A 17106-nucleotide genomic window follows, 5' to 3' on the forward strand; every position below is an offset into this window, starting at 1 on the left:
AACAAAGTGGAGGCCTTTCGCGCTGCTTTTCACCTTATTTTTAGTGAATTTCAAGTGTTTTGGAGGCTTGCCCTGAGAATTTTGTTCAAGGATTATATCTAATAGCAGCCAGATGTATATCAACTCACCCCCTTACCCCACTTGTTTAGATGACATGTTTGCCATGGAGCAGTTAGGCACCAACACCTACTCAATTTATAGAGCGCTTAAAAATACTTCCAATCATTAACAGAAATACGTATTTTTAATCAAAATCTTTGGTGGTTTTTGAGACAGACTGACGTTGTAAGTTATTATCAAATGATACAAAACAGAGCAATCAAATATTTAATATTAATGATAGGAGCCATTGTAATTCCTTTCTTGCTCACTATGATAATTATTATGGTTTCAGGTGACAGAATTACAGGGATGAAAAATTTTGCAATTCCCTCAATTGTTTTGATTCACCTGTCATTTTCATTGACCCAATTGAGAGGAACGGTTTTGAAAAAAATCATATATGGAATTATTGCGGCAATTATATCAACTGCCGTAACAATAATACCAATCTACTTTGATGTTCAGTTGAATATTGACAATTACGGATTTTGGGACTTGATAGTCTTTTTTGCATTAGGAACAATTGGAACGTGGGAATGCCTGTATCAAATTGATAAGAAAATAAATAAAAACAACTTACAATAATAACTAAGCGTTCCCCGTATTCCCAGGACAGGCTGTGGTCGGTATGACCCAACATGAACGCCCAGAAGGATTGAGGTTTTAGAAAATTACCAAAATGCCAATAACCAAAACAATAAACCTCACTCCTACCCTTACGGATTCCCGTACCCTTTTTAAACCCCACTTCTTTATCTTGCCGCAGGCATAAGAAATATTGTTATTATTTTCTTACGAATAAATACGTGTTTGTAGCTTGACTATAAGAAAAACCATTGGTTTTTGGTATGTTTGAATGGATAATCTAAATACACCTTAGCCATTTCTAAATGTTTACAACCAACTAAAAACGGATATCGTATTGATTTTAAGTTGATTACAAAAATAAATATAAGAGAAGTAAACGCTATTGCGTTTACTAACTAGTTGGGCACAATAACGAAAAAACCTTATGAACAAAGAATCCTCTATCAATTATGAGCAAATACTTTTAAAAGACCCTCTTTTTACAGAGTATATTTTAAATGATGTTGACAGAATGGAATTGCTTAATCTTTTGTTTTATGCAGATGATAAAGATGCATATAACAATCTTAAAATAATTGATTCCTACTGTACAATTTGCAAAAAACATACTACATTTAATAGTGAAGATTCAAGTCAAATTGACCAACAAGAATTGAGTGATTTACTTATGAGTGCTGGAATGTATAGTGGATTTCCTGGAGACGAAAGAAAAATCACGCTGATTGAAGAATTAGAAAAGAAATGTATCTTCATAAGGAAATTTAATTGTCCACGAAAACCGAATGATTCAGCTCATAGTCAAATATTCGTTTTTCGAGTGATTGGTACTACAATGATTAAAATAGGACAACATCCAACATTAGCTGATTTGTCAAAAGAAGGATTAAAAAAATATCGTAAACTTAATGATGAAATATATTCTGAATTAAATAGAGCTGTTGGACTTTCCACTCACGGAATTGGAATTGGCTCTTTCGTTTATTTAAGACGAATTATAGAAAAACATATTGTTTATCCTGCAATCAAAGAATTAGTTGCTGATGGAAAATTAACCAATGAGCAAATTTCGAAATCTGATTTTAAAGAAAAAATAAAATTAGCAAAAGACAAACTACCTGCTTTTCTTGTGGAAAACGGTAAAATTTATTCAGTTTTAAGTAAAGGAATCCACGAACTTGATGAGGATGAATGCAAAGGATATTTTCCAATATTAAGAACTGCAATTGAAATAGTACTAGATGAACAAATTGATAAAAAAGAAAAAGCAAAAAAGAATAAATTAATATCTGACCAATTGAACAAGATTAACTAAAATTACTGTGCCCAACAATGTATATAAAAAATAGCACAAGTCGTTGCTAACACTATGGTTTGGGCACATTTGGAAAGTCGCCAAATTTTTAAATTTGACGATTTCCAAGTAAAAAGATAAATAGTAAAATTTAAAAATCTGGCTTGTGTTCATCCGAAAAGAAACCGCTTATTTTCAGCGCTACTTTTCATATACGTAGCCGTCAGACTGTCTCAAAACTTAACGATAGGTTTACTTTGTTCGTTTTGATATCTTTTCTAATATTCCGATCTTAAAGATGGAATATTTAAAAGGAAAATCCCGCACCCAACTCACCCATTACCCCACCTGTTTGAATGCTATAATTGCAATCAAGAAGTTAGGCACCAACACCTACTCAATTTATAGAGCGCATAGAAATACTTCCAATCCTTAACAGAAATACGTATTTTAAACCAAATCTTTGGTAGTTTTTGAGACCAACTGCAGTAAGCGGTAACGCAATGAAGACCGTACAAATTTCAATCAGATGACCCTAAGACCATATCTATTTATATTTTTCAACGCATTAATTTTATTGACCTCTTGTAACGGACAGACCTCAAAACAACCATTAAAAACAGACAACCCTGTAAAAGGCAAGATTGTAACCAAGCTTGGTAGCAATATCATGGTTGTTTATCAAGACAGGAAGAATGTTTATTGGTTTGGTAGTTGGAAAACAGGAGTGTATACATACGATGGCAAAACATTGATTAATTATACCACAGCGCACGGTTTGCCTAACAATAGAATTGATGAAATAAAAGAAGATACATCTGGCAACCTCTACTTCACAAGTTGTCACCCAACTTCTACCATAGTTAAATTTGATGGAAATACATTTACAACATTATCGGCAATTTCGAGTAATGATTGGAAACTCAAACCTACAGATCTGTGGTTTAAACACGCTTTTAGAAATGAGAAAGTATATAGGTATGACGGAAGTACCCTATATGAATTGCAATTACCCAAACCACCTAAGCTTCCCAATTCTTTTGAAATCTACAGCATTTATAAAGACCGTAAAGGAAACATTTGGTTTGGCACAAACCCTGTTGGAGTTTGTAGGTACAATGGAAAATCGTTTGAATGGATTACAGAAGAAGACGTAACCGAATTTCGCGACGAAGGTGCAAACGGAGTACGTTCAATTACGGAAGACAAAAATGGCGACTTTTGGTTCAATACCGAATATAGATATGGTGTTTATGACAGCACAACATTAAAAAGCAATAAATTTTACACAAGACATCAAAGCATAGGCGGTTTAGATGGGAAAAAGAACAGCAATTTAGACGAGTATCTATCAACCGTAAAAGATCATAATAACAATTTGTGGTTTGTCACCTATCTTGATGGTGTTTGGAAATATGATGGAACAAAAATTACACATTATGCCGTTCAAGACAAATCCAAACAGATTGCTTTATTTAGCATATACAAAGACAACAAAGGCCACCTTTGGCTTGGGACGCACGAAAACGGAGCGTATAAATTTAATGGAAAAACATTTGAAAAATTTACAAAATAACGAAGGAAAAAAGAGCTACCGCTAACACCGACAACTGTTGCATAAGCCTTCGCGCATTTGTTTTATAATTCGCAGAAAGAGAAGGCTTCCCACCCCATTTTTCACCTTATTTTGAGTGAATTTTAACTTTTTTTGGAGGCTTGTTCTAAGCACTTCGTCGAAAGGGTATAGGCGATTGCGGATAGCTGCATGCACTTATTAGTCTGCCTAATTCCAATGGTTACTTCAATAAACTAAGCACAAGCTTGATCTTGCTTAGCCCCATAAACTGAGTTAACGTGCCAAAAACAAGCGCTACAGTACTTTGTCGTTTCCCCTTCATAGTCCATTTTTAATAATCCGATTACATCGTAGCTTAACCAAAAATCAAACTGAATTACAGTGATTGTTGAAAATATCCTCAAAATTATATACATAGAATTATGATATATTAATAATCTATGTATATTTGTTCTATGTATTCAAAAGAACTACTTAAAGGAACACTCTCTGCAATCATTCTTAATTTATTGGCAGAAAATGAAAAGATGTATGGTTATGAAATCTCTCAGCGGGTAAAAGAACTTACGGATGAAAAAATTTTACTTAAGGATGGCTCATTATATCCTGCTTTGCAAAAAATGACCAAGGATGGTCTTCTTTCCTATAAAGAAGAGTATATAGGAAAGAGAGTTAGAAAATACTACTTTCTCACACCCAAAGGTAAAGTGGAAAAAGTACGATATCTAGAAGAGTTGAAAGACTTTTTGGCAACTCTTAATAAACTTGTTTTTCCTGAACTCAACATTACATGAAATTAACCACTGAGCAAGAAAATAGGATCACCAATTTTGTGGATAGCCAAGGACTAAAAATCCAAACGCTCCGTGATGATGTAATAGACCATTTGTGCTGTGTGGTTGAAAGTGAGTTGGGGAAGGGTAAATCATTCGAGCAATTGTTAGATAAAGCCATAATGGATTTAGCACCAAACGGATTGATTGAAATTCAACACAAAACAATTTTTTTACTAAACTCTAAACGAATACTAATGATGAAAAAATTAATGTACCTAATTGGATTTATTGGATCAATTACCTTGACCGCTGGGGTAACATTTAAGCTACTTAGAATACCTTTTGGCACAGAATTGTTTACGGTAGGATTCTTGACACTTCTCTTAATTTTCATACCTCTTATCGCCATTGATAGATATAAGGTTTCTCTATCTAAAGCAATTTCTGTGAAATTGAAATTAATTTTAGGGGTTGTAGCCGCAGTTGTAGCAGGTCTTTCTGGTCTATTCAAGTTAATGCATTTGCAAGGAGCAGATTTACTATTGATGCTAGGGGCATTTGTATTTGCATTTGGATTTCTACCTTTCTACTTCTTTACCATGTATAAGAAATCAGTTTCTTAGCATTGTTGAATAGAAAAATAGAAAGCCGGTAACATTGGCTAAAAAATCATTGCTGCACTTCAGGACACCAACGCTTTTTAGCCGAAGCGTCAGACTATCTCAAAACTTAACCATAGTTTTACCGTATTATTTTTGATTGCTTTTCTACTATTCCGATCTTATTTAAAAAGAAAATCCCGCACTCAACTCACGTTTTACACCACTTGTTTAGATGACATGATTGCCATGGAGAAGATAGGCACAAATAGGTACTCAATTTATGGAGCGCTTAAAAATACTTCCAATCATTAGTAGAAATACGTATTTTAACCCAAATCTTTGGTAGTTTTGAGACCAACTGCCATTAGGAAACATTAAAAACAACATTTCTGTACCATTACTAAATATTGCCAACTTATAGGAAAACAAATGAAGATCATTATTAGTGTAGTAATTTTAGTAATATCAGGTCAACTTGTGTTTGGGCAATCCCGAGAGAAAAAAATTGATTCAATTTGTCAGGCTATTCAAAATAAAAACCCTGAAATCGGAATTAGTATCGGATTTATAGACAACGGAAAAGAATATTTCTTCAATTATGGAAAAATCAGTCGGGAAAGTGATTTGAAAGTGGACGAAAATACAGTTTATGAAATTGGTTCTATTACAAAATTGCTGACTGCTAACTTAATAGTACAAGCCCAAGACGAAGGGAAATTGAAAATTGACCACTTTATAGATAACTACTTACCGAAAGAATACCTATTGTCTGAAAAAATAAAAGACAAAATAAAAATTTCCGATTTAGCTTCCCATCAATCAGGTCTGCCGGATTTTGATTTTGGTAAACTTATCAAATTGAATCCTAAACAACCTTTAGACATAAGCAAAGAGGCTATTCATTCCATTATCAACGACAGTACAAAATTATCAGATTATGGTACTTATAGATACTCAAATATAAGTTATGTTTTAATGGGCATTATGTTAGAAAATATCTACTCAAAAAGTTTTGATAACTTGGTAAAGGAAAAAATACTTGTTCCATTAAAAATGAATACTACTTTGACAACGGACTTTAATGTTAAGAACAAAGTTGTTGGACACGATATAAATGGAGTACCGCAAGATTATTTTGTTTGGAATTCATTATTTGCACCAGCAGGTTTGCTAAAGTCCAACACATTTGACATGTCTAAATTATTAAAAACACTTTTATCAAATACAGGCAAAACTGGGAAGGCAACTTCAGTAACAGAAAAAACCTTCTATAAAAACACTCAAATGGAAATAGGTTTCGGACAAGAAATAGAACGAAACGGAAATGATACTTTCTTTTATAAAGCAGGTGACACATTTTCCTGTTCCTCTATTTTTGCTTACGACAAGAAAGCAAATTGGGGAATAGTGATAATGATAAATCACAAAAATTCCGATTTGATAAGAGAGTTGATTAATACGATTTACAAACAAGTATTGGGATAAAAAACATTTGTGAATAACGTATATAAAACATAGCTATTACAGGGTTTCCAAAAGGTTTTTGCTTATTTATTAAGTCTGCCAAATTTTTACTTTTGTATGTTTAAAAATTAAAAAGTAAATAGAAAAAATAAAAACACGGCTCGTACATAATCCGAACGTAAAGGATGGAATATTTAAAAGGACAGTCCCACAGCCAACTCACCCCCTTACTCCACTTATTTAGATAACATGATTGCCGTGGAAAAGTTAGGCACGAACAAGTAATCAATTTGTGGGGCACTTAAAAATACTTCCAATCATAAACAGAAATACGTATTTTTAATCTAAATCTTTGGTAGTCTTGAGATAAACTGCCTTTGGTAGTGCTTAAATACTAAAAATTTCATGTTAACTTAATTTCAAAAAAATGAAAACAACAACATTTCTAACATTTGTGGGAGATCAATGCGGAAAGGCAGAAGAAGCAATAAATTTCTACACTTCTATATTTCCAAACGCTGAAATTAAAAGCGTACTAAAATACGCAAAAGGAGAAGCTGGAGGAACACCAGAACTTATCAAATATGGAGTGTTTACCTTAAATGGCACAGCGTATATGGTTTCTGAAAGTAATTTTAATCACGCTTGGACTTTTACGCCAGGGGTATCACTTTTTGTGGCATGCAACTCTGAAAACGAGATCCAAACTTTATTTGAAGAACTTTCTTCAAATGGAGGCCAAATTATGGTTCCTCTAGACAACTACGAAGGTTCAGGAGATTACGGCTTTGGTAAAAAATTTGGATGGTGTGCAGATAAATACGGTATTTCATGGCAACTTAACCTTTCAGAATAAATTTAAAGTACGTTATAAGTGGCCCTCCTTAGAGAAATAAATAAGATGGAATATATAAAACTAGCTACTGCCAGTAATTAATTGTTCCCCGCATCAACAGGGTTGGGCGTAACCTTCACCATAAACAAAAAAGTAAAAATACATCAGGCTCCCCGCTGCGCAGGGCTTTCAAAATGATCATTTTTTAATAAAAGAAACCATATCAAAAAGGCTGTACATATTCTTAAAACATCATAAAAACAAAGAGATGATAAAGTAAAAATACCCGTCTAAAGTCAATAAAATTTAGCTATACGGGTAATTTTTGTATATTTATACGTACAAATAAAGCTTATGGACACAAAGTTGACTTTAAAACTTAATCAAAAGGTTATTGAGAAAGCAAAGGAATATGCTTCCAGTAAAAAAATGAGTCTTTCTAGAATTGTTGAAGCCTACTTACAATCTTTGATTACGGAAAATGAAACCGATGAATTTGAGATTTCACCTTTCGTAAAAAGCATTGCAACGGGAACTGAAATCCCAGCCGATTTAGACTATAAAAAAGAATATACTGACCATTTAATAGATAAGTATAAATGATCAAAAGGATTTTTATAGACACCAATGTCATGTTAGACTTGTTAGGAGAACGAAAACCCTTTTATGAACCTATTGCCAAAATTGCTACACTAGCCGAAAAAGAGAAGTTAACCATGGTGGTTTCTCCTATTTCATTCGCAACCGTAAATTATTTTCTTGCAAAATTTGAGAGTGGAAAAATTGCGAGTGAAAAACTGCGCAAATTTAAAATAATTAGCGAAATATGTAGTTTAGACGAACAAACTGTTGAAAAAGCACTTAATTCTTCTATTAAGGATTTTGAAGATGCTTTGCAATATTTTAGTGCTACAGAATCAGACTGTGAAATTATACTAACAAGAAATGGAAAAGACTTTAAAAAATCGGTATTACCTGTAATGACAGCAGACGAGTTTTTAAAATCTTTAAATACTGTATAACTACTACCCGCTCCCCTTTGCGCAGGGCTTTAGAAATGATTATGCTTCAATAACATGAAAAAAATTAGAATTCTCTCAATTCTGAGGTTTTGAAGGTTTACAACTCCTAAAAAAGTTGAGGCATCCAGATTCTCTATTCGGTTTGTATTTACTAATTTAGTTGCTTAACCACGTAACTAATCATAACCAAACTCCTTAGAGACAATTGAAAACCAATGAAGACCATTACCTTACCAGACGAATTAAATTTGAATTCTTCAATGTCAATTGTGGTTTATAATTATGGAAGTACTACTGAAATATCCAAACAACAAATCTTCTTGAATAAAAATACGTTAAGCTTTCTTCAAGAAGGAACAAAAGAAGTGTTTTTTGACAATGCTACCTACGCAATAGATAATTCACAATTTCTTTTGATGAAGTCTGGACATTGTTTAATGACCGAAAAGCTTTCAAAGAATTCAGAATATTACCGAAGTATTCTATTTTTCTTTTCTAACCAAGATGTGATGGAATTTATACGAAAATTTAAATTAGTCATTGCTAATTCCAATACATACTACTCAACCTATTCATTTAACTATGATTCATTTATAAAAAAATTTGTGGATAGCCTCTTAGATATCTCAAAGCTTTCAAAATCGTTTCAAGAAAACATTCTAAAAACAAAGTTTGAGGAAATAATGCTCTACCTAACAGAACTAAATGGGTTAGATTTTCTTTATTCTTTAACTTATAATAATGACGATCTTAACCAAAAATTCATTCAAACCATTGAAAGTAATAGGTTAAACAAACTCACCATAAAAGAACTTTCATTTCTATCGAATATGAGTGTCTCCACTTTCAAAAGAGAATTTGAGAAAAATTTTCACAGTTCTCCTAGCAAATGGTTTCAGGATAAGAGACTTGAACATGCTGCTTTTTTATTAAAAAAAGAATCAAAAAGACCTTCAGATATTTTTCAGGAAATAGGTTATGAGAACCTATCAAACTTTATTCAGGCTTTTAAGCTAAAATATGGTGTCACACCAAAACAGTATCAATTAAATTGAACTTTTATCAATACTTTTTGAACTGAATTAAGTATCACACCTATTGAATTCTCTTCTAATTTTGTAGGTATAACTAAAAACAACTCTTATGAAGAAATCAAATATCCTTTTAGCGATTCTAATCGTCTTAGCAAGTAATGTGTTTGCGCAAAATACATTTACTTTATCAAGCAACAATTTAGGTGGAGAAGCTACAGTTAATGAAGAATTTAATGGCTTTGGCTGTACCGGAAAAAATCAATCTCCACAATTATCATGGCAAAATGCGCCTGAGGAAACTAAAAGTTTTGCCGTAACCATGTATGACCCTGATGCACCCACTGGAAGTGGATGGTGGCATTGGGTTGTTTTTGACATTCCGGCTACTACTAATGAACTAGTCTCTGGCGCGGGCAATACAGCATTAAACCTAACACCCGATGGAGTTATTCAGAGTATCACAGACTACGGAACCAATGGATACGGCGGACCTTGCCCTCCTGAAGATCACGGTTTACATCAATATATAATTACCGTTTACGCTCTAAAAACTGATAAACTGGGGTTGAACAAAAATACAAACCCTGCTGTAGTTGGCTATTATCTTTGGAATAATACACTGGCAAAAGCTAGTATTGTTTCTTATTATAAAAGGGGTGAGAAGTAAAACTATAACAAAGCGTTCCCCCAATTATCAAGGCAGGATGTGGTAGTTAGATTCTAACATGAACACAAGGTTGACTGAACCCAATTGGTTCTATTATTACTGTAGGGGTTGGTATGAATAAAACCATCCCCTGCTCCCGCCAGTTTGCAACTTCTAAAAACAACGGTTTAACAATGAAACACACATCAGGCACCCAGCTAAGCAAGGCGTTGGAAATGACGATGCATCAATAAAAAGAAAGGTGTTTTTAGAGTAAAATATCTTTTCTCAGGTCAACAAAACTTCTGTAAAGAACTAAAACTACTTGAGAAGTTGTTATTTTTATAAAAAATGAATTACAAATACTATGAAACCCTTTCTCGTTTTACTAACCATTATGTTCTTTAGCGCGGTAACATCACCTGTGTTTTCACAACAGGATAATTTTATTAAAGACTATTTAGAGCGATTGGAAAATTCTCGGAAGTACTTACTGCTGGTTGCAGAAACAATGCCTGAAGACAAATATGACTTTAAAGCGACACCCGAGTCTTTAACCTTTGCCGAAAATTTAATGCATATAGGATTTGCTATAGATTGGCACAGCCAGTCCTTATTAGGCGGACGCGAAGCAAGAGTCTGGAAAACGGACACTATTTATAAGGCTACCAACAAATCTAAAAAAGAAATGATAGCAACCCTTAATAAGACCTTTGAGGAATGCATCACATTAATTGAACAATTTGATACTACTCAATTTAATGACACCTTAGACTACTTTGGATTGAGTAGAACCAAGCGTCAAATTTTCCTGTTACTTGCAGATCATATAACACATCACCGAGGACAAATGCTTGTTTATATGAGACTCAACGGACTCGTGCCACCCAGATATGTTTTGTTTCAATAAGCCAACTAAATTGACTTTAAAAATTAATCAACGAGAATTTTTGAAAAACGTAAGATTTCTTGAAAAACAACGAAATAGTAATTAATCATAAAATTATTAATTTAACCTCTTTGTTTGATATTAAAAGAATTAGTTTTTCTATGGAATTTTTTCTTTTTCCGCAGTGTATCAGGCATTTTCCGTTAAAAATTTTTGAAACCTTGGAGAAATGTAAATTCATGAACTCCTTTAAAGAAAATAGAGTATAGTGAACTAAAATTTAGGAAAATGAATGAGGTTTTAGCTTTTTCGGCTAAAAACACCTCAGGAAAAAGCGCACTTTCTTTTGTTTTCCCCACACCGCCTGGCTGCTTCACTAAAAACAGCTACTAGCTGTTTTTTTTACGTTCGCCCCTGTGCGCGCAAAGAAAATGAAAATACGAATCTAAAAACATCCTAGTTAACCGAAGTATTGTAACGAATTCAAAATTTTATTTTATGAAAATTATATTGAACTTATGTTGATTTACTTTTAGTTATTGGAAACTAAAGAGTCTTCCTCTTATCTTATCTAAACCATTTAACTTTATAAATATTTTTAAGCTTATTAAAAATTAATCAAATATGAAAACAAAACTTAGTGCGCTACTTATTACTTTCTGTGTTTTAGTGAGTTGTCAACAACAAACCCCTTCAGACCCTACTAAAATAAAAAAGGGAATGATTAAAGTAGCCATCTTTTATCCCAACGGAGAAGGAAAAACATTCAATATGGATTATTATGCTAACAAACACATGCCCATGGCGGCCCGTTTATTTGGAGATGCGTTAAAGGCAATGTCCATTGATAAGGGACTCGCAAACGGAAAACCAGATAGGCCTCTTCCATATATAGCCATTGGGTACTTTTATTTTGATACCATGACTTCTTTTCAAAATGCTATGAAATTACATGCTGCCAAACTTAGAGAAGATGTTCCAAACTACACCAATATTCAACCCGTGGTGCAAGTTAGTGAGGTGCAAACAGTAGAATAGAACCCTTTTAAAAGCCATTTTTTTTATCCCACTCCAAGAATTTTAAATTAATCCGTACTACCCCCTTATCAGTTGGTTTTGAGACTATTTTACAAGAAAAACCATAGATTTTGGGTATGTTTGGTTGAAAAATACGAGCAAAAAATATTAAAACTGTAACAAAACGCAAACTTTTAATCCTTATAGGAAAGCAAAACAACTAATGAAAAAAATAATTTTACTAAGTATCCTCAGTATTACATTTTTAGCTTGTAATCAAAATAAAAACGATAAAAACCCTATCACTAAAAACCAAATTACAAAAGACTCTTTAACAGCAGAATTGGATTCTATTTGGAAAAGCGGACAAATAAACGGATTTGCGGTTGCTATGGTGAATCAAAACGGAGTGCTCTACGAAAAAGGCTTTGGATTTTCTAATAGGGAAACCAAAGAAAAGTATACAGAAAATACCATCCAGCACATTGCATCGGTCTCTAAAACCCTCATTGGTATTGCTTTAATGAAAGCCAAAGAAATGGGAAAACTAAAACTTGACGATCCCATTCAGGATTATCTACCCTTTAACGTAAGTAACCCAAATTATCCCAATGATACGATTACCATAAGACAATTAGCTACCCATACTTCTGGAATTAACGATACGGAACAATATATGGCCCGAGCTTGGATTCTCACCAAAAACCAAGATCTAACCAATGTAAGAACAGATTACCCTGAACAACAATTGAACCCATCAGAAAAAGATATTCCCATGGAAATATACCTTAAGGGGTATTTACAAACAGAGGGAGCCTATTATCAAAAAGAAAATTACCTCAACTTCAAACCAGGAGAACGCTATAACTATTCTAACATAGGAGCTACCTTATGTGCCTTGGTTATTGAAAAAGCAACCGGTGAATCTTTCGATTCATTTACCAAAGAATACATCCTAAAGCCATTGAATATGAATTCAACAGCTTGGTTCTTAGCAGAGGTAGACATCACAAAACATGCTAGGTTATACAGAAATGATAATTCCGTTTTACCATTCTATACCGCCATCACCTATCCTGATGGAATGTTAATCTCATCAAGCAGTGATATGGCTAAATATGTATTAGAATTGATTAAAGGGTATAGTGGAGAAGGCACACTGCTTAACAAAGAAAGCTATAAAGAACTATTTGAAGAACAATTAACAGCACAAAACTTTGAATCACGCAATTCCAGTAACCCTTATAATGGTGATTACAATCCCGCAATTTTTATAGGCCATAGTGCTTTGGGGTATGTAGGACATTCAGGAGGAGATGCAGGCGTGGGTACTTGGATGTATTTTGACAAAGAGAAAAAAACGGGAAGATACATTGTTATAAATACAGATATGGGAAATGATGAACGCGCCAAAGAATTAGAATACTATGCTATTTGGGATAAAATGAATGAATATTTTGATAAACTTAAGGTAGAAGAAACGAGTAAATAATAGGGATCATTAAGAAGAGTGCAACCATTAAGAAATCTGTACCATGCTTGCCTTGCTACTTAACCAAGCTATCTCCCTTATCCTGAAGCTATTAATTCCTCTTTCTTTGTACTTGAAGAAGAAATGTTTGTGTAATTTGCCTAAATGTATCTCTGTTTACAGTGACTGGACAACAAAAACTGTAACAATCATTACCATGACCACTCTATACTAGAAACTAAACTATAATGAATAAACTGATTTTACTTCTTCTGATATCAATTTTGACTATTTCCTGTCAAACCACCGAAAAGAAAAAAATAGACAAAAAAGAAATCAATCTAAACGGGCACTGGGAATATCTCGGATTTGGAAAAGCAAAAGTAATTGGAGACAGTATTGTAAAAAGCTATCATATTTCGTCTGCCGGAAATGTTAGAACCTCAGACAATTCAGCAACCGATTTTTTCAATTATTATACAGTTGATACGTTATCTAACGATACAATCCTTCTAAAGGATGGAGTGAAAACGTTTAAACTTTTTAGAAGTAACCAAGATTTTGAGAAAAACGTGAATGAAAAATTAGCAGACGACCCAAAATACAATTTTGAAATCCTTTGGAATACATTTAATGAACAATACAGTTATTTTAAAGAGAGAAATATTGACTGGAATGCTATTTACAAAAAATATGAACCTCAAGTAAAATCAGATACAAAACCATTGGAACTGTATTTACTATTTGAGAAAATGCTTAGAGAAATAAATGACGGCCATATTTCAGTAGATTTACCAGACGAGATAGAAGAAGCATACGAAAACCAAGTAACCCAAGATAACACCAACAAAGAAGAAGAAATCCCCAACGGATTAGAGAAAAAAGTAAAAGACTTAATTATAAAAAAACACCTGAAAAATGTTGGTAGCTTTAATCAAGGTGAATTAAAATGGGGATTGGTCCATAAGGATGTTGCATACCTACAAACATCTAATATGGTTAGTTGGGCACATTATAATATCTCAGACACCTTAGCAACCCGTGAATTTTGGAAAGAGTGGTGGAAAAAACTCAATTTGGCAGACAATTATCATAATGACGTCAAAGAAGGCACAAATTTTATAATGGACTCCATTATTACCTCCCTGGGAGATGTAAAAGCATATATTCTTGATTTAAGGTTTAATGGAGGTGGTTTTGATGATGTTTCTATTGAAATACTCAACCATTTTGTACATAAAAAGACTAAGATTGCTACAAAAAAAGTAAGGTTGGGTGATGGATTTACAGAAAAGCAATCACTCTACTTAATTCCATCCAATAAAACATTTAATGGTAAGTTGTTTATTCTCACCAGCCACGAAACAGCAAGTGCTGCAGAAGTCTTGGTTTTAGGAAGTAAAGAAATTCCACAATCTAAAATTATCGGCGCAACCACAGAAGGTGTTTTTTCAGATATTTTACGAAAAAAACTTCCAAATGGTTGGACTTATGGATTATCAAATATGATATACCAGTCAACGGATGGAGTTAGTTATGAAGAAATTGGAATTACACCAGATTATAAACTTGATTATCCTGTAAAATCTAAAGACTTTTACGAATATCTTTTAAACGATGTGACTGACGGGGATGATGCTATTGAAACAGTAATCAAAGAAATAAAAGTGGAATAAAAATATAGCGTAGTTTTGAGAGTAACAGGCCCTTTCTATAAGCAAGAAGCCTTTTTTTGGCTTTACAATTCAAAACCTGAAACCTGTTAACTCATTGAAAGGCATCTTTTACGTATTAAACCCCATACTTTACGAGATGCCCGTTTTTTATGATTCAGATGACATCTAATTTTGATGAAAACTAATTTTAAAATCTTGAATCATGAAAGAACAAATCAATTTAGAAATTAAAGAACCCTGCTCAGAAAATTTTAACAATTTTAAGCAAACAGCAAAAGGTGGATTTTGCGATTCTTGCCAAAAAGAAGTAATAGACTTCACAAAAATGAATGCGCAAGAAACCATGCACTATTTTAAAACGCATGATCAAAAAAATACGTGTGGAAAATTTTATAACCATCAATTAAAAACCTATCAGCATTCAGAAATCCGCAATAATAGATTTGGCTTTTTAGCAGGCATTGGCTTCGCATTTCTTTCACTTTTTAGCTTTAATACAACGCAGGCGCAAGACAATAATAAAGAAGCAGGCACTTTAGAAAATGATCCTTCTAAAATAATAAATCAGAAGCAAGAAAAAGAAATACTGGTTAATGGAACTGTTTCCGATTATTCTGGACCACTTCCAGGTGCGTCTGTAGTTTTAGAAGGCACTACAATAGGCATACAAACCGATTTTGATGGTAATTTCACCTTTCCCAAAAAACTTAAGAAAGGAGATGTTTTGGTATTTAGTTATGTGGGTTTTCAATCTAAAAAGGTAGTCATAAGAGATGGGAACTCCGCCTCAAAAACCAAATTAAATATAAGCATGACCATGGATGCGCATATATTATTGGGGGAAATTGCCGTTAAAAAAGTATTTCAATCTAAAAAAAATTAATCCTTCTCCACTGCTATGAAACAAATACTATTACTCTTACTAATTTTTATTGCAACCAATGTTAACGCTCAAAGGTCAGATTTTAAAACCATTGACTTTTCAAGAGCAGATAAGGTTGCTAAGCTAAATGAAGGGATGAGTTTAGATAATTTGTCCCTGCTTGCTCATAAGCTTACCTATAGCCTCCCTACAAAGGTTGAAAAGTTTAGAGCTATCTATACCTGGGTCTGTACCAATATAAAAAATGATCCCAAGCAAGAGAGAATAATTAGCAGAAAGCGCAGAGGTTTTAAAAACGATAGTATAAGCTTCCTCAAATGGAATCATGAGTACAAAAAAATTGCTTTTAAAAAGCTGCTGAAACATAAAAAGACCATGTGTACAGGGTACGCTTATCTGATTAAAGAATTGTGTTTTCTGGCTAATATTGAATGTAAAATTATTGATGGCTATGGAAGATCTGTTTTTACCAATATTGATAAATTAGAGCTTGCCAATCATTCATGGAATGCTGTAAAATTAAATGAAAAATGGTATTTGTGCGATCCAACGTGGTCTAGTGGTTATGTAGATGGTCGTAATATTTTTAGAAAAGAATACAATGAAGGGTATTTCTTAACAGATCCAGTAATGTTTGCTAAAAGTCACCACCCTCTGCAAGAGAAATGGCTGCTAGATAGCACCTTAATCAATACCAGTTTTGTGGAAACTCCATTAATCTATAGAGAAGCCTACAAGCATCAAGTGATTCCCATGTCTCCTGATAAAATGAATGTAGTAGTAAAAAAAAATACAGAAGTAAAATTTAGCTTTAAATCATTACATGATACCATTATAGATCAGGTTTCCATTATAAGAATTATTGGAAATGAAGAAAAAAAGTATAAAATTTATGATCTTAAAACAGAAGGAGCGTTAACTACCTTTAAGAATAAATTTAAATACAAGGGGAGATTTGATGTACACTTAAAAACAAATAATGAAATTGTTGCAACCTATGTAATGAAAGTAGAATAAGAACTACTTTTAACATAAAGAACCGTTGCACAAATCTTTATTCTCACTAAAGACACCATATTAAAACCGCTTTTTAAGTGGTTTTTCTGTTTTTAAACAGTCATAGTATGCGCTAAACTCAAGGCTTATAATACAGATAGATCTCTGGTAAGACCCTTTCTAAATTAAAAATAAAGCAGGCTTCCGCACCGCTTAGCTCCTTACCAGGAATTCTCAC

The 17106-nt window shown here is 33.2% G+C and carries 17 protein-coding genes and 1 pseudogene; 17 read left to right on the plus strand and 1 reads right to left on the minus strand.

What is annotated here, in order from left to right; all coding sequences use genetic code 11:
* Positions 1–336: 336 nt before the first annotated feature.
* From WBG07_RS15530 to WBG07_RS15540, 3 genes are all read left to right on the plus strand, one after another.
* The gene (locus tag WBG07_RS15530; RefSeq protein WP_340202516.1) at positions 337–687 is read left to right on the plus strand and encodes a hypothetical protein; all 351 of its coding nucleotides are present in this window, start codon (positions 337–339) and stop codon (positions 685–687) included.
* 427 nt (positions 688–1114) lie between these two features.
* Entirely contained in the window at positions 1115–2002 is an 888-nt protein-coding gene (locus tag WBG07_RS15535; protein ID WP_340202517.1) for a hypothetical protein, read from the plus strand.
* A 508-nt stretch (positions 2003–2510) separates the two neighbouring features.
* Complete coding sequence (locus WBG07_RS15540; protein ID WP_340202519.1) at positions 2511–3557, plus strand: ligand-binding sensor domain-containing protein; 1047 nt, start codon at positions 2511–2513, stop codon at positions 3555–3557.
* Between the two features lie 81 nt (positions 3558–3638).
* Here WBG07_RS15540 and WBG07_RS19520 read toward each other — a convergent pair.
* A pseudogene (locus tag WBG07_RS19520) lies at positions 3639–3879 on the minus strand (hypothetical protein); the annotation flags it as partial.
* A gap of 133 nt (positions 3880–4012) precedes the next feature.
* Between WBG07_RS19520 and WBG07_RS15545 the strand changes: the two are divergent.
* From WBG07_RS15545 to WBG07_RS15610, 14 genes are all read left to right on the plus strand, one after another.
* Positions 4013–4351 (plus strand): PadR family transcriptional regulator, encoded by a 339-nt coding sequence (locus WBG07_RS15545; protein WP_340202521.1) that lies wholly within the window; start codon positions 4013–4015, stop codon positions 4349–4351.
* Complete coding sequence (locus tag WBG07_RS15550; protein WP_340202523.1) at positions 4348–4956, plus strand: hypothetical protein; 609 nt, start codon at positions 4348–4350, stop codon at positions 4954–4956. Before WBG07_RS15545 ends, WBG07_RS15550 begins: the two co-directional genes overlap by 4 nt.
* 408 nt (positions 4957–5364) lie before the next feature.
* Positions 5365–6420, plus strand: a complete 1056-nt coding sequence (locus WBG07_RS15555) for a serine hydrolase domain-containing protein (RefSeq protein ID WP_340202525.1) — start codon at positions 5365–5367, stop codon at positions 6418–6420.
* A gap of 406 nt (positions 6421–6826) precedes the next feature.
* A complete protein-coding gene (locus WBG07_RS15560) occupies positions 6827–7255 on the plus strand; it encodes a VOC family protein (RefSeq protein ID WP_340202527.1) in 429 nt (142 codons plus the stop codon).
* 333 nt (positions 7256–7588) lie between these two features.
* A complete protein-coding gene (locus tag WBG07_RS15565; protein WP_340202529.1) occupies positions 7589–7837 on the plus strand; it encodes a DUF6364 family protein in 249 nt (82 codons plus the stop codon).
* Positions 7834–8256, plus strand: coding sequence for a type II toxin-antitoxin system VapC family toxin (locus WBG07_RS15570; protein ID WP_340202530.1), 423 nt, complete (start codon positions 7834–7836; stop codon positions 8254–8256). Before WBG07_RS15565 ends, WBG07_RS15570 begins: the two co-directional genes overlap by 4 nt.
* A 215-nt stretch (positions 8257–8471) precedes the next feature.
* A complete protein-coding gene (locus tag WBG07_RS15575; protein WP_340202532.1) occupies positions 8472–9311 on the plus strand; it encodes a helix-turn-helix domain-containing protein in 840 nt (279 codons plus the stop codon).
* A gap of 88 nt (positions 9312–9399) precedes the next feature.
* Positions 9400–9957 (plus strand): YbhB/YbcL family Raf kinase inhibitor-like protein, encoded by a 558-nt coding sequence (locus tag WBG07_RS15580; RefSeq protein ID WP_340202534.1) that lies wholly within the window; start codon positions 9400–9402, stop codon positions 9955–9957.
* Between the two features lie 346 nt (positions 9958–10303).
* Entirely contained in the window at positions 10304–10846 is a 543-nt protein-coding gene (locus WBG07_RS15585) for a DinB family protein (RefSeq protein ID WP_340202536.1), read from the plus strand.
* 603 nt (positions 10847–11449) lie between these two features.
* Positions 11450–11863, plus strand: coding sequence for an EthD family reductase (locus tag WBG07_RS15590; RefSeq protein ID WP_340202538.1), 414 nt, complete (start codon positions 11450–11452; stop codon positions 11861–11863).
* A 202-nt stretch (positions 11864–12065) separates the two neighbouring features.
* Positions 12066–13334, plus strand: coding sequence for a serine hydrolase domain-containing protein (locus tag WBG07_RS15595; protein WP_340202540.1), 1269 nt, complete (start codon positions 12066–12068; stop codon positions 13332–13334).
* A gap of 227 nt (positions 13335–13561) precedes the next feature.
* Positions 13562–14989 carry a S41 family peptidase gene (locus WBG07_RS15600; RefSeq protein ID WP_340202542.1) on the plus strand — a complete coding sequence of 476 codons (1428 nt, stop codon included), beginning with the start codon at positions 13562–13564 and terminating at the stop codon, positions 14987–14989.
* A 202-nt stretch (positions 14990–15191) separates the two neighbouring features.
* Entirely contained in the window at positions 15192–15872 is a 681-nt protein-coding gene (locus WBG07_RS15605; RefSeq protein WP_340202544.1) for a carboxypeptidase-like regulatory domain-containing protein, read from the plus strand.
* A 15-nt stretch (positions 15873–15887) separates the two neighbouring features.
* Positions 15888–16889: a transglutaminase domain-containing protein gene (locus tag WBG07_RS15610; RefSeq protein ID WP_340202545.1), complete on the plus strand. Its 1002-nt coding sequence runs from the start codon at positions 15888–15890 to the stop codon at positions 16887–16889.
* Positions 16890–17106: the final 217 nt, after the last annotated feature.

Source organism: Ascidiimonas meishanensis (assembly GCF_037782385.1).
Taxonomy (GTDB): Bacteria; Bacteroidota; Bacteroidia; order Flavobacteriales; family Flavobacteriaceae; genus Ascidiimonas; species Ascidiimonas meishanensis.

What these genes read in the sequence shown, in the direction of transcription:
- WBG07_RS15605 (WP_340202544.1), top strand. Translation starts at nt 15,192, where the DNA reads ATGAAAGAACAAATCAATTTAGAAATTAAAGAACCCTGCTCAGAAAAT.
- WBG07_RS15565 (WP_340202529.1), top strand. Translation starts at nt 7,589, where the DNA reads ATGGACACAAAGTTGACTTTAAAACTTAATCAAAAGGTTATTGAGAAA.
- WBG07_RS15590 (WP_340202538.1), top strand. Translation starts at nt 11,450, where the DNA reads ATGAAAACAAAACTTAGTGCGCTACTTATTACTTTCTGTGTTTTAGTG.
- WBG07_RS15550 (WP_340202523.1), top strand. Translation starts at nt 4,348, where the DNA reads ATGAAATTAACCACTGAGCAAGAAAATAGGATCACCAATTTTGTGGAT.
- WBG07_RS15575 (WP_340202532.1), top strand. Translation starts at nt 8,472, where the DNA reads ATGAAGACCATTACCTTACCAGACGAATTAAATTTGAATTCTTCAATG.
- WBG07_RS15570 (WP_340202530.1), top strand. Translation starts at nt 7,834, where the DNA reads ATGATCAAAAGGATTTTTATAGACACCAATGTCATGTTAGACTTGTTA.
- WBG07_RS15535 (WP_340202517.1), top strand. Translation starts at nt 1,115, where the DNA reads ATGAACAAAGAATCCTCTATCAATTATGAGCAAATACTTTTAAAAGAC.
- WBG07_RS15540 (WP_340202519.1), top strand. Translation starts at nt 2,511, where the DNA reads ATGACCCTAAGACCATATCTATTTATATTTTTCAACGCATTAATTTTA.
- WBG07_RS15610 (WP_340202545.1), top strand. Translation starts at nt 15,888, where the DNA reads ATGAAACAAATACTATTACTCTTACTAATTTTTATTGCAACCAATGTT.
- WBG07_RS15585 (WP_340202536.1), top strand. Translation starts at nt 10,304, where the DNA reads ATGAAACCCTTTCTCGTTTTACTAACCATTATGTTCTTTAGCGCGGTA.
- WBG07_RS15560 (WP_340202527.1), top strand. Translation starts at nt 6,827, where the DNA reads ATGAAAACAACAACATTTCTAACATTTGTGGGAGATCAATGCGGAAAG.
- WBG07_RS15600 (WP_340202542.1), top strand. Translation starts at nt 13,562, where the DNA reads ATGAATAAACTGATTTTACTTCTTCTGATATCAATTTTGACTATTTCC.
- WBG07_RS15580 (WP_340202534.1), top strand. Translation starts at nt 9,400, where the DNA reads ATGAAGAAATCAAATATCCTTTTAGCGATTCTAATCGTCTTAGCAAGT.
- WBG07_RS15555 (WP_340202525.1), top strand. Translation starts at nt 5,365, where the DNA reads ATGAAGATCATTATTAGTGTAGTAATTTTAGTAATATCAGGTCAACTT.
- WBG07_RS15545 (WP_340202521.1), top strand. Translation starts at nt 4,013, where the DNA reads ATGTATTCAAAAGAACTACTTAAAGGAACACTCTCTGCAATCATTCTT.
- WBG07_RS15595 (WP_340202540.1), top strand. Translation starts at nt 12,066, where the DNA reads ATGAAAAAAATAATTTTACTAAGTATCCTCAGTATTACATTTTTAGCT.
- WBG07_RS15530 (WP_340202516.1), top strand. Translation starts at nt 337, where the DNA reads ATGATAGGAGCCATTGTAATTCCTTTCTTGCTCACTATGATAATTATT.